This is a genomic window from Paenibacillus hemerocallicola (assembly GCF_006265175.1).
In the GTDB taxonomy this organism is placed as follows: Bacteria; Bacillota; Bacilli; order Paenibacillales; family NBRC-103111; genus Paenibacillus_AB; species Paenibacillus_AB hemerocallicola.
Genome location: NZ_VDCQ01000030.1, coordinates 72,847 through 85,046 on the forward strand (window position 1 = coordinate 72,847; position 12,200 = coordinate 85,046).

The 12,200-nt window shown below is 58.0% G+C and carries 9 protein-coding genes; 4 read left to right on the forward strand and 5 right to left on the reverse strand.

All coding sequences use genetic code 11. The features are described 5' to 3' along the window. Positions 1–3: 3 nt before the first annotated feature. Positions 4–837 (forward strand): sugar phosphate isomerase/epimerase family protein, encoded by an 834-nt coding sequence (locus tag FE784_RS20740; RefSeq protein WP_176706395.1) that lies wholly within the window; start codon positions 4–6, stop codon positions 835–837. A gap of 164 nt (positions 838–1,001) precedes the next feature. Here the strand turns inward: FE784_RS20740 and FE784_RS20745 are convergent, their stop codons facing one another. From FE784_RS20745 to FE784_RS20765, 5 genes are all read right to left on the reverse strand, one after another. Next, a complete protein-coding gene (locus tag FE784_RS20745; protein WP_176706396.1) occupies positions 1,002–2,363 on the reverse strand; it encodes an MATE family efflux transporter in 1,362 nt (453 codons plus the stop codon). Positions 2,364–2,379: 16 nt separating this feature from the next. Further along, positions 2,380–2,952 (reverse strand): TetR/AcrR family transcriptional regulator, encoded by a 573-nt coding sequence (locus tag FE784_RS20750; protein WP_139604143.1) that lies wholly within the window; start codon positions 2,950–2,952, stop codon positions 2,380–2,382. A gap of 502 nt (positions 2,953–3,454) precedes the next feature. Beyond that, the gene (locus FE784_RS20755) at positions 3,455–4,225 is read right to left on the reverse strand and encodes a hypothetical protein (RefSeq protein WP_139604144.1); all 771 of its coding nucleotides are present in this window, start codon (positions 4,223–4,225) and stop codon (positions 3,455–3,457) included. A gap of 273 nt (positions 4,226–4,498) precedes the next feature. Further along, on the reverse strand, positions 4,499–4,807 hold the full coding sequence (locus FE784_RS20760) for an antibiotic biosynthesis monooxygenase (RefSeq protein ID WP_139604145.1): 309 nt from the start codon (positions 4,805–4,807) through the stop codon (positions 4,499–4,501). Positions 4,808–4,896: 89 nt separating this feature from the next. Continuing rightward, positions 4,897–5,751: an AraC family transcriptional regulator gene (locus FE784_RS20765; RefSeq protein ID WP_139604146.1), complete on the reverse strand. Its 855-nt coding sequence runs from the start codon at positions 5,749–5,751 to the stop codon at positions 4,897–4,899. 352 nt (positions 5,752–6,103) lie between these two features. Here FE784_RS20765 and FE784_RS20770 point away from each other — a divergent pair, with 352 nt between their 5' ends. The 3 genes from FE784_RS20770 (at position 6,104) to FE784_RS20780 (ending at position 11,767) form a co-directional block, all read left to right on the forward strand. Beyond that, the gene (locus tag FE784_RS20770) at positions 6,104–7,492 is read left to right on the forward strand and encodes a family 4 glycosyl hydrolase (RefSeq protein WP_139604147.1); all 1,389 of its coding nucleotides are present in this window, start codon (positions 6,104–6,106) and stop codon (positions 7,490–7,492) included. Between the two features lie 637 nt (positions 7,493–8,129). Next, entirely contained in the window at positions 8,130–9,962 is a 1,833-nt protein-coding gene (locus tag FE784_RS20775; RefSeq protein WP_139604148.1) for an ABC transporter ATP-binding protein, read from the forward strand. Further along, positions 9,950–11,767, forward strand: a complete 1,818-nt coding sequence (locus FE784_RS20780; RefSeq protein WP_139604149.1) for an ABC transporter ATP-binding protein — start codon at positions 9,950–9,952, stop codon at positions 11,765–11,767. Before FE784_RS20775 ends, FE784_RS20780 begins: the two co-directional genes overlap by 13 nt. The last annotated feature ends 433 nt before the right edge of the window (positions 11,768–12,200 follow it).

Sequence of the window (12,200 nt, forward strand, 5' to 3'; positions counted from 1 at the left end):
CATATGTTTACTTATAGCGTGACGCAATGGATTTTCGGAAATGAACCGATGGACACGAGCTTGCAGCGGCTCCAGCGTTTCGGATACGACGGCGTCGAGCTGGCGGGGGAGCCGGCGAAGCTGGACATCGACGGGCTGCGGGAGCAAATGAAGCGATACGGGCTCGTCTGCACCTCGATATGCGGCATTTACACGGCCGAGCGCGATTTGTCGCACCACGATCCGACTCGGCGGCAGGAAGCCGTCCGATATGTGAAGGATTGCGTAGACATGGCGGAGCGGCTCGGGGCGTCCGTCGTCATTGTCGTACCCACGCCGGTCGGCAAGAACGGTCCGATTACGAACCGGCAGGACGAGTGGGCCAACGCAATCCTGAGCCTGAAGGAGGCGGGCACGTACGCCCAATCGAAAAACGTCCGTCTCGCCATAGAAGCGCTGAACCGGTTCGAGACGTATCTGGTGAACACGCTGGCAGCGGCCAAACGGCTGGCGGAGGCGGTGAACGTCGCGAGCGTAGGCGTCATGGCGGACTTATTCCATATGAATATCGAAGAACGTGATCATAGCGAGGCGATACGGGACATTGCCCCGTACTTGGCTCATGTACATATCGCGGACAATACGCGCGAAGCGGCGGGACTGGGGCAAACCGACTTTACGGACGTGTTCCGCACGCTGATCGGCATCGGATACGACGGAAATGTGACGATGGAGTTTTTGCCGCGAATTTCCAACCCGTACAAGGCTGCCGGGACAACCGGCTCGGGCGAGATCTACGACGCCTACGCCAAGCAGTCGATCGAGCATATTCGAGGGATCGTGCGGAAGTTACGATAGGATCAAAATTTCAGCGGGCCATTCCCAAGTGATGAGAGCTTGGCGTGGCCGTCCCATAGGAACGACAAAACCTCCAGTTCCGCTTCGAAGGTGAAGCGGTACCGGAGGTCATTTTTAATCCGATTTGTTATTTCCAAGGAGACGCCGCCGCGCCAAGCCTCCTATCATCCGGTCGTCGGCCGTACCGGGAGCGTTGCGCGCGAACGCCTGCGAACGTAGGCGTATACCGTGAGCATCACGATCAGCTCCGAGAGCGGGATAGCCAGCCAGATGCCCGTCGTGCCGAACATGTGCGGCAGCGTGAACAGTAGGGCGACCATCAGCAGCATTTCCCGGGCGACGGTAATCCAGGTGGCCATACGCACCTGATCGGTCGCTTGAAAATACGTCATCATGACGAAGTTTACGCCCATGAACAAGTAGGCGATGAAGAACAGACGGATGCCGGTCACGGCCAGCTCGCGGACTTCGACGGCAAACGTCCCGAACAACGAGACGATGCCATCCGCCGCGACCGATCCGATGATAAAGATGCCGAGTCCCGCCCCGAAAGCGGTACGGACGGCGATCCGGATCGTCTCTTTTTGCCGGGCGTGCAGCTTGGCTCCCCTGTAGTAGCTGATCAGCGGCTGTACGGCCGATCCCATGCCGAGGAACAGCATGAGCATGACGCTATGCACATAATTGAGGATGGAGAAGGCTGAGACGCCGACCGTTCCCGCCCATCGCACCATTGCCATGTTGTAGCCAGCCGTAAACACGGCGATTCCGATTTCCGCGACAAAGCTCGGAAAACCGATCGCGAGCGTGCTTCTGGCCAGCTTCCACGACAGACGAGGCTTCGTAAAACGAAGCGTGCTGTCCTTGCGCATGAAATGCGTGAATAGCACGCATGCTCCGATAACCGCCCCGCCGACCAATGCCCAAGCGGACCCCGCCACCCCGAAATCGAGAACAAACAGCAGGACGTAGTTCAATACGATGTTGCACCCCGCAGTAACGAGCAGGGAGATCATGGACAAGGTCGGATTGCCGTCGTTGCGGACAAATACGCTGAACGCATTTTGCACGGTAATGGCGAATCCGCAGGCCAATAAAACGCTCATATATTCCATGACGTAAGGCATCGTCTCGTCATTCGCCCCAAGAAACAGCGCGAGCCTTTCCCGGAACCCGAACGCGATCGCCGCGAGCAGCAAAGTCAAGCCGAATATTAGCGTCAAGGAGTGCGTGAATACGGAGCGGGCCTCCTCATATCGCTTGGCGCCCATACTTTTGGAGTAAAGAGTTGCGCCTCCGATGCCGATCCATAGCGATACCGCAATGAAGATGGAAAATACGGGGACGGCTACGTTTACCCCCGCCAGCGCCACTTCACCGAATCGATGCCCCACGAAAATGCCGTCCACGACGACATTGATAGACATCATAAACATTCCGATCAGTGACGGAATCAAGTAACGAACGAATACTTTTCCCGTGGATTCGGTTTCCAGGGCTTGCAAGCCGTTTTGTTCTTTAAGCATTATGCACCTCTGATTGTCAGTCCCCGTGAAGCAATCCATTCCATAGCAAGGAGAAAGTCGCTTCCGCGGCTTGGATAAAATAGTCCGGGCTGCCGAAAATAAGCTTCGCGGTCAAGCCTTCGTAAATCGTATGGACGGCCAGCGCCCCGTCCTTCGGGTTTGCCTGGATGTCGGGATCGTGCTGAAAGGCAAGCTCCAGCAAATGGAGCAGGTGATGCGAGTACAGCTCATACATCGTAAGGAACAGCTCCTGCAGCTGCTGCGGGGGCATGAACGCCATCAGAAACATCAGTTTGACGTTGCGGTTGGTCGCGTAACGGTCTCTCATCTCCACGACGAATTGATCGAGCAGCTTGCGCATCGGCTTTCCTTTGTGTTCATTGAAAAAAGTGGTAAGGAAGGCGATTTCCTGCTTCGTCGCTTCCTCGTGAATTTCGACGACCAAATCTTTTTTGCTCTCGAAATGGGCGTACATCGACTGCTTCTTGATGCCGACTTCGTCCGCGATATCCGCCAGCTTCGTGCCCTCGTACCCGTATCGGAGTAGATGGCCGACCGCTGCTCTTTTGATCTCTTCTCTCCGGCTCATGGCGTCCCCCTTGTTCAAAACTAACCATTAACCTTACTGTAGTCAGTTTCATATATTAGATATATTAACAACATTCAATTAAAAAATCAACATTTTAACTGACTGTGGTAAGTTAATTTTTAATAAATTGTTGCAAAGGGACGAAGCAGACTGCCGCGAAGGTTGTATCGCCGAGCAGTCCGAGCGAGGAGTAGAGCCGTAGGTGTACTTGAGCGTAAACGTCGATGCGCGGAGGCGCATCGTCGGCGCTGAACGCCAAATAACGCGAACGGCTCGCGCTGCTTAGCGAATAGTATGACACGGGGATTGTCAGGGCAACATTTGGGAGGGAAGAATGGGGATCGGCCGGATCGGCCACGGAGCGGTGAGACGGCGAGCCTGGGTTGACTTACGCTGCCTTGTCGTTCGGGTGCGAGTTAAGCGTAACTGGATTCGCACGTTGTCGGGCGTGCAACGAAAAAAAAGCCGAGACGCTTGTCCCGGCAAGTGGCTCTCGCTGTCGCTAATGCAGCACCCGCTCCGCTTCCGGATGCTCCTGCTGCCATTGCACGACTTCTTCCTCGTGGCGGCACAGCTTGCCCTTGTACCGCAATCCTCCGTGCGAGATGTTGATGCTGCAGGCTGCCGTGTCCGAGGCCGCGACCCAGTGCGGAGTCAAAAACGTATTCCATAACACGGTTCCCGGCGTCATCTCGTAGGAAAGCTCGTCTTCCGGCGTAATGCCCGGAGGTCGCCGGACGCCCTTGCAGTGGAGCCGGGTATCGAAAGGGGCCCAGCGGTCGGGGTCCTTGAGCCCGGAGAACAGCTTCGTTCCGTATAGCTGCCAGGCCAGCACGTGGGAGTAGTCGAGATGGTAGTTGGTCATCCGATTCGGACCGCTGATGAACAGGATCGGGTAGCATCGCGTCCATGTAAAGCCGGCGTCGGCGAGCGCGCGTTTCCACGGTGTCATCACCCATTCTTCAAAGCCGTCCAACAGCTGCCCGCCGCCGAAAAAACGGTCCAGCTTGAAGTGGGCGAGCGCGAACGGGGAGCGCAGCGCTTCCTCGATCGGGAGCTTGCGGAACGATTCCGCGATATCGGTGAGCTCGAGCGAGTCCCCTTTTGCCCCGGAAGTGATGCGGCTGTCCGGATCTTGACGGAGCGTCTCGACGATCCGCTCGAGCGGAGGCATGTCGTAGGCGAAAGGAACGCACTCGCCTTCCATCAAAAAATTAAGCACCCCGTCCCACGTCTGCTGAAATCGCTGCCAGCTGTCAACGGTTTGTTTCATAGCCGATTCTCCTCGCTTAATCGAATTTGGCATAGCGGAGTTCGTTACGTCACCAGTATGGAATAGCCGGAGACTACCGCGCAATTGTCATTTTTTGTGATCGGCCGAACAAATCATGATAAAGATTGCAACAAATGATTAGTCGTTTGCGGGCGGCCGCAGTCATGCGACGTCACACGCTCCGGGAGCTGCGAGGCGTAGTGCGAGCACGATTGCATTGCAAAAAGAAAACCTCCGGTTCCGCTGGCTGCGGAGTCGGAGGCCTTCTGCTAGTTAATTGCCGTGTGAGACGACCAGCTCATATTTGTTCAAAGAAGCGCCGAGCATCACTTCGCGGCTGTCGCCGCCGCCGCGGTGAGACTCGCGGAACGATTCGCTGGAGGTCCAGCCCTTGAACGCTTCCTCGTTCTCCCAGACGGTGCACACCTTCAGCTCTTCTTCGCCTTCCTTGCCTTCGCCGAGCCATACTTCCATGCGGCGGAAGCCGGGCATTTGCTGTACGCCCTTCGCGGCCGCGAACCGCTCCGCTACTTGCTTTCCGTGTCCGGCTTTGATCCGGATCGTATTCGTTACGACAAACATCGTATCGCCTCCCGTAGTCCTGTTATGCGGCTGTTCCAAGTCATCTTCACCTTCTATTATAACGAACCGGAGGGGGAGGTCCAAATTTGCTACACGAAACGCGAGGGCGGCCGGTTGTAATACTTTTTGAACGCCTTCGAGAACGTGTAAGGGTCGGGGTAGCCGAGCAGCTCGGCGATCTGCTTGATCGAATACTGCTCGAGATACAAATAATCGCGGGCTCGGTTCATCCGCACCTGGTATAAATAGTAGCCCGGCGTGACGCCGACCGTATTTTTGAAATAGGTGATGAAATATTTCTCGGACATCCCGATCAGCTCGGCGAGCTCCCGAATGGCGATCGGACGTTGAAGATGCTCGTGCAAATAGCCGAATACCGGCTGCAGCGCATCCATATGCCGTACCGTGCCCTTTTTCGGCAATGCGGTCGATGGCGAGGGATCGAAGCCGGATGCGCCCGACTCGGCCGCATGCTCGATAATACGGGATAGCAGCAGGGTCAAGCAGCCTTTGAGGCGGACGCTCGATACGGCGGAACGGTTGCGGTACCGCTCGAAAGCCCGGCGAAACAGCGCGGCCTCCTCCGACACGAAAGCTCCCGGCACGATGCCGGATAAGCTGAAATCGTCCAATATGCGCGAGCGGTCGCCGATCCCGAAGTCGAAGTGGACGTAGAGGAACCGGCAGCCGTCCTCCCCAGTGGAGGCGGAGTACGGGACGTTCGGATAGAACAGGATCAGATCGCCGGGCTTGGCGGACCCGGAAACGCCGCCCATGCGAAGGTTGACCGTGCCGGCCAGCACGATCCACAGGTCGTAATCGGGATGCTGCTTGCTCTCGCTCCAATGGGGCGGGTGGTAGAGCGCGCTGCATGAAGCGATGCGAAGCGTAACGTGCTCCGACAGCTCGTTGAACAGATGGAAGGAATCCGTTTGATTAGCCATGCTAAGAGCGTCTCCTTTCGCGCAAACTCCGAACGGTCGGGTGTGCTTATCGTGTCGAGTTATTTAGGGCTTGTGCACGTTCTCAACAGCCTGAAAATGTCAGCTTCCCCAAGCTGTTCACCGGCCTTCCAAAGCTCGGACGTCCTTAACCGGATAGGCTTCGATCAGCAATGTTTTTCTTAACTTATATTCACACTTTTAGACATATTGCCATACTAACAGTATACCACATGTATCAGGCTTTCTATTTGATCGTACTATTTGACATCATAGTAAAACTACAGTCCATTTCACTTCCCGGCGATCCCTTTATAATGAAGATGAAATCAAACGGATTGTGGAGGGATAGGCAATGAACGATGTCAAGCTGTTGAAACCGAAGGTTGTAGTTTTAGGCGCGGGAAGCTTGTTTTTCGGACGACAATCGATTTGGCAAATGGTCACGTCACCGTATTTGAACAACGGAACCTTGGCTTTGGTGGATACCGACGAAGCGAGACTCGCCAAGCTGCTTAAGCTGGCCCGCATGGTGGCCGAGGAGCAGGGCGTCCGGCTGACGGTGGAAGGCTCCACGGACCGCCGGGACGTATTGAAGGACGCGGACTTCGTCGTTCTGAGCTTCGCCAAAGATACGGTGAAGTATCGGGGCATCGATTGCGCCGTCTCGGAAAAATACGGCATTCGCATGTGCTCCGGCGATACGATCGGGCCGGGCGGCATATTCCGGGCGATGCGGGAGCTGCCCGTCATTATGGAATGCGTGCGGGATATCGAGGAGATCTGTCCCGACGCCTGGGTGATCAACTACATCAATCCGTCGGCCGTGCACGGCATCGCTCTGAGCCGGTATGCGCCGAGCCTGAAAAGCTTCGCGCTGTGCGACGGCCTGCATATGCCGCATGTGAAGCGGAACTATTTGAAGCGCGCCGGGATAATCGCGGATGCGAAGGAGTATACGGAGGACGTAGCCGGACGGTTCGATTTCCGGATCGCCGGGGTCAATCATTTCACTTGGCTGCTGAAGGCCGAATTCGACGGACGCGACGTAGCTCCGCTGATTGCGGAATCGCTGCGCCGGGCCGCGGAGACGGGCACGGACGGAGGAGACCGCGGAGCGAAGGCGGCCCATAACGACGCCATCGGGTACGAACTGTACAACGTGTTCGGTTATGTCCCTACATGCGTAGCCCATACGAAGGAATATTTGCGCTACTGGCAAGGTCTCGGCAAAACGGTCGAACCGATTCCGCAGCTCCATATATGGGAAACCGAGGAGAGATACAAGCGGCATGACGCCATGTGGAAGCAGGTCGACGATTTTGTAAGCGGGGGCAGGCCGATTTCCGAATACCGGACGGCGTTCGGTCCCGATCACGCGACCGATATTATCGAAAATATGGTCGGCGGCTTGGGCAAGCCGTATTATATCAACACGCTGAACCGGGGAGCCGTGTCCAACATGAACGGCGACGCGTTCCTCGAGCTGTGCTGCGAGGTTACGCTGGACGGCGTCAAGCCGCTGCCGGTAGGCGAGATGCCGCGCGGCATCCGCGGGATGCAGGAGCTCGTTCTGGATACCCACGAGCTGACTGCGGAAGCCGTCGTGGAGCGCAGCTTCGCCAAGCTTAGAAGGGCAATGATGACCGACCCGCTCGTCAATTCGATCGGCGACGCGGACAACATCATCAAGGAGCTGCTGGAGCAGGAGAGGGAAGCGCTTCCCTCCTGGTGGTACGAGTAAAAGAGCGTTCGTCAGGATCTACGAGGCGGCTGCCCGCGGTGAGCGGGGGCCGCTTTTTTCTATGCCGGCAAGATTGGCCTGCCATGTTCGCACGGCGCCTTCCGGTTCGTAACGGAACGGATTTCCGCTAATGCAACGGTTTCGGTCGTGTTTCCGAAGCTAGCGGAACAGAGTTCCGTTAAGACGGCCCTCCGAGAGGAAACGGGCCGCAAACGGCGCAATAACGGAACACAGCTCCTTTATTTGGCGGCTGCCGCTTGGTTACGGGTTAATAGCGGAATCTATTTCCGTTATTCCTTCGCTTCGCTTTAATAGGGCAAGCCGACAGCAGCCAGCAAGAGATCGCGCGTTGCTAAAGTCTCGCCCAAGTACAACTGGGACCCGGAGGCCGGCATCCGACGAGCTTGGGAGACGATCGGTTCGATGTATACTAAATACTGTGGGCGGCCTTAGGGCCGTCTGCGTTTTTTTTGCATGCAGGCACAACAAAAAAAAGCCGCACGCGGCGGCTCGATCCGAAGCAAATCCGTTCTTTTTCCTGTGTCTATTATAACACATGAATATAAACAAAAACAGCCTTGTAATTCCCTTAATTTACCTAATATAGTATGTATATTACGCTAAGGGAGGACTGGGATTGAACGAACTGAACTTCGGCAAGACGAGCAATGCGAAGGAAATGGCGGCAAGCGCACGCTGGATGGCGGGAGCCATAGCTGCAGTGGCTCCGCTGCAGGCTTCGGTACTGATCGGACTTGCCGTGCTAGAAGGCTTGGCCCCGGTATTTTCCATTTATGTGACGCAGCATCTCATCGATGCGGTAATTCAAGCGGCAGGCAGGGGGAGCGAAGGGTTTGACGCCGTCGTTCCCTGGATAGTCGCATTTGCGGCTTCGCTGCTGCTTGCCCACGATGTGCTGTGGAAGTTCCGCGATCCTGTGCTGACAAGGCTGCGCCAGAAGCTCCAGCAAGAGCTGGAAAGGCGGCGTCTCGTCCATGCCTCGGCATTGCCGCTGACGTTTTTCGAAGAAAGCGCTTCCTATGACCGATTGACCCGCAGCTCCGATCCGGGCAGGAAGACGTCCGACATGTTTCTGTATGTGCTGACCTTGGGAAAAGGCGTAATCAGCGTCATCGGGGTCGCCGCTATTTTCTGGAACGTATCGCCGTGGCTTGCCGTCGCCTTGGTCGCCGTCATCGTGCCGAGAGCGGTGCATGGCGCCAAAAGCTCGCGGAAATGGATGAGCTTCACATACGACCAGACCGAGGAGCAGCGACGGGCCTCCTATGTGAGCGGCTTGTTGACGGGCCGTGCCGAGCAGAAGGAGATGCGCGTATTCGATTTGTCCGGTACGCTTTCCGGGCGATGGGAGTCGCTCAGGCGGGAGCAGCGGACCAAAGCGATGCAGGTGAAGAAAGGGATGGAGCTCAGGGGAATCCCTTCGAGTTTGCTCTATTGGATAACGGAAACGGCCGTCGTGGTCGCCCTCGGCCTATGGCTTGCCCCGCAGCGAATCACGCCCGGCATTTTCATGTCGCTGTTCCAGGGCGTGGGCAAGATGAATGCAGGCGCCGGCAGCATCAGCTTCGGGATCGGCATTTTGCATAAAAACGCGATCGATGTCGGCTACGTGCGCGAATTTTTGCAAATTCCGGTCGACGAGAGGACGCGGGGGGAACGGCTTTTTCCCGCTCCGCTTACCGAGGGCATCCGGCTGAACGGAGTCTCCTTCTCGTATCCCGGCAGGGAGCGTCCGATTTTACAGCGGCTGGATCTGCATCTGCGGCCCGGAGAACGCGTAGCGCTAGTGGGGGAGAACGGCGCGGGCAAAAGCACGCTGGTCAAGCTGCTGCTCGGACTGTACAAGCCCGATGAAGGCACGCTGACGGCGGACGGCGTCGATTATGCCGATATTTCCCCGGAAAGTCTGCACGAGAACGTATGCGCCGCTTACCAGGACTATTACAAGTTCGCGTTTACCGCGGCGCAGAGCGTGGCGTTGGGCGAGACGGCGGGAGCGGCAGCGGCGGACGGTCCGGAGAAGCTGGAGCGGATCAAGCAAGCGGCGGCAAGAGGCGGTGCCGACGAATTTATAACGGAGCTGCCCCAAGGCTACGATACGCCGATCGGGCGTTTGTACGACGGCAGCCGCGAGCTGTCGGAAGGGCAATGGCAGCGCATCGCGATCAGCCGGACGTTCATGCGGGACCCGCAGCTGCTCGTGCTCGACGAGCCGACAGCGGCGCTCGACGCAAAGGCGGAAGCCGACATTTACGGGCAGTTCGTCTCGGCCGCCACGGATCGGGCGGTATTGCTTATCAGCCATAGGCTCGGCAGCGCACGGCTGGCCGATCGGATTATCGTCCTACAGGACGGCCGCATCGCCGAGGACGGCAACCATGAGCAGTTGATCGCGGCCAAGGGCGCGTATGCGCAAATGTGGGAGGTGCAGTCCGGATGGTATCGATAAAACGTCTCGGCGTGTTCGTCACGCTGTTTCGCTTCGTGAAATGGATTGTCGTTACCGACCCGCGGCGCGCCTTGATCTCGATCGGCTTGAACATGCTGCAGGGCGTCTTTCCGGCGATTCAGATTTATATGGCCTCCCGCATATTCGGGCAGATGATGCATGTATACGACGGTACGTCGGGCGTGCGGCCTTTGCTGGAATGGATCGCGGCGTGGGCGTCAATATCGCTGCTGTCCACGCTGCTTCGGCCGGTCGAAGCGCTGTACACGGAGCGGATCCGGCAGGAGATGGAGGACAGCTTGCTGCGGCAGCTGCAAAACAAGGCGGCCCGGCTTCGCTTGGAAGCGTTCGAGCGGTCGGATTTTCAAGACCTGCTGACGCGGGCGCGCCGGATTGCCGGGCCCGGTCAATTTTTGAACCTGCTGTGGGAGTTTTACAGGATGCTTACCGCTGTAGTAAGAATGGTTTCCATTGCCCTGCTCGTCGGCACGTGGAACGTGTGGCTGCTGCTCGCGCTTGTGATCGTCGCGCTGCCGGAGCCGATCGCCGGCTTCATTCAAGCCAAATCGGCCTTCTTCCTGAAGCGCAAGCAGACCGAGCCGGAGAGGGTAATGAGCTATTTGGCGGGCACGTTGACGTCCCGGGCGGCGGCGAAGGAGGTGCGGACGTTCGATGCTTCGCCCTGGCTGCTCCGCCGGTGGGAGACGCTTTACCGCGGCGTCGCGGATACGTTGTACAGGCAGGAGCGGGCGCAGCAGTATACGCGGGCGGGCTTGTCCGGCGTCGGCATGCTCGGTTTGGCCGCCGGAGCGGGCTGGACGGCGTGGACGGTCGCGGAGGGGAGCTTGTCCGCCGCCGGGTTCGGCGCCATGCTGTTTGCGCTGCAGTCGATGCAGGATGGCATGCAGCAAATCGTCGGAAGGCTGGGCTTTTTTCGCGACAGGCTGCTGCAGATTGAAGATTTGTTCATTTATGTGGACTTGCAGCCGGAGGAGCCGGTTGGCGGCGAAGCGGCCGACTCGTCGGGGCTCGGAGATATCCGCGTCGAGCAGTTGACGTATCGGTATCCGCAAAGCGATCGCGACAGCTTGAGCGGCATCTCCTTCACGCTCCGCGAGGGCGAGAGGATCGCGCTCGTCGGGAGCAACGGCTCGGGCAAGACGACACTTGTGAAAGTGCTGCTTGGCCTATATGAGCCAAGCGGGGGCAGCGTCTGCTATGGCGGCCGCAGCTTGGCGCAGCTCGATCTGAAAAGGCTGCGCGACCGTTCCGCCGCGGTCTTCCAGGACTTTACCCGTTATGCGTTCACGCTCCGTGATAATGTGGGATTGGGAAGGGCGGAGCGGATCGGCGATGAGCGGGCAATCCGGGAGGCGTCCGCCCTCGGGGGCGCCGATGAAGTAGCCGGTGCGCTGTCCGACGGCTTCGAGACGATGCTGACCCGCCAGTTCACGGGGGGAACGGACTTGTCCGGCGGCCAATGGCAGCGCGTGGCGATTTCCCGCGCTTTCATGCGCGATGCCCCGCTCGTCGTGCTGGACGAACCGACGGCGGCGCTCGATCCGAAGGCGGAGACGGACGTGTTCGAGCGGTTCGCGGCCATGGCCGGCAGCCGGACCGCGGTTCTCGTCTCGCACCGGCTCGGCATGGCCAGATTGTGCGATCGCGTCATGGTGATGCAGGGCGGCCGGCTGATCGAGCTCGGTACCCATGACGAGCTGCTCGCCGCCGGCGGAGAGTATGCGCGGCTGTGGTCGCTGCAGTCGCAATGGTACCGCGAGTCGGTGATCCCGGCCCGGCCGTGACGGCGGCGCGTTCACAGACTTCTCATTTGTTGCCTGCCGCCGGCTTGATTTATAATAAGGAAGACAGAAGGTCGCATTACGTATATGGCTCCCGACGCGCGCCTGTCCAGGCGCGCGTTTGCGTCGATTCGGGACGGCGGTTGGGGAGTCCGTTGCGATAAGCTTCGCGGCATTGCTCGTTAACGGATTTAATCATTTCCGGGGTTAACCATGACGAAAACGAGACGCCGCGAATCAAGGGCACGGGGGCGGCGCTGTCGCTCCGAGCTTTGTCGCGGCTCCTTTCGAAGCCGAGATGGAAAATATCTGGTTGTTGAAAAAGTCAAAAAGAGAGAGTTGTCATACAAAAAGAAGTGGGGGAAATGTGCGGAAAGCGAAGCGGTTGACTTTAAAATCGTGTTGTAACCGCTAAAATCTTAAAAACAACACGATT

Coding starts and splice junctions, on each gene's coding strand:
- FE784_RS20765 (WP_139604146.1), bottom strand. CDS start 5,751: ATGGCTAATCAAACGGATTCCTTCCATCTGTTCAACGAGCTGTCGGAG.
- FE784_RS20760 (WP_139604145.1), bottom strand. CDS start 4,807: ATGTTTGTCGTAACGAATACGATCCGGATCAAAGCCGGACACGGAAAG.
- FE784_RS20780 (WP_139604149.1), top strand. CDS start 9,950: ATGGTATCGATAAAACGTCTCGGCGTGTTCGTCACGCTGTTTCGCTTC.
- FE784_RS20755 (WP_139604144.1), bottom strand. CDS start 4,225: ATGAAACAAACCGTTGACAGCTGGCAGCGATTTCAGCAGACGTGGGAC.
- FE784_RS20770 (WP_139604147.1), top strand. CDS start 6,104: ATGAACGATGTCAAGCTGTTGAAACCGAAGGTTGTAGTTTTAGGCGCG.
- FE784_RS20745 (WP_176706396.1), bottom strand. CDS start 2,363: ATGCTTAAAGAACAAAACGGCTTGCAAGCCCTGGAAACCGAATCCACG.
- FE784_RS20740 (WP_176706395.1), top strand. CDS start 4: ATGTTTACTTATAGCGTGACGCAATGGATTTTCGGAAATGAACCGATG.
- FE784_RS20750 (WP_139604143.1), bottom strand. CDS start 2,952: ATGAGCCGGAGAGAAGAGATCAAAAGAGCAGCGGTCGGCCATCTACTC.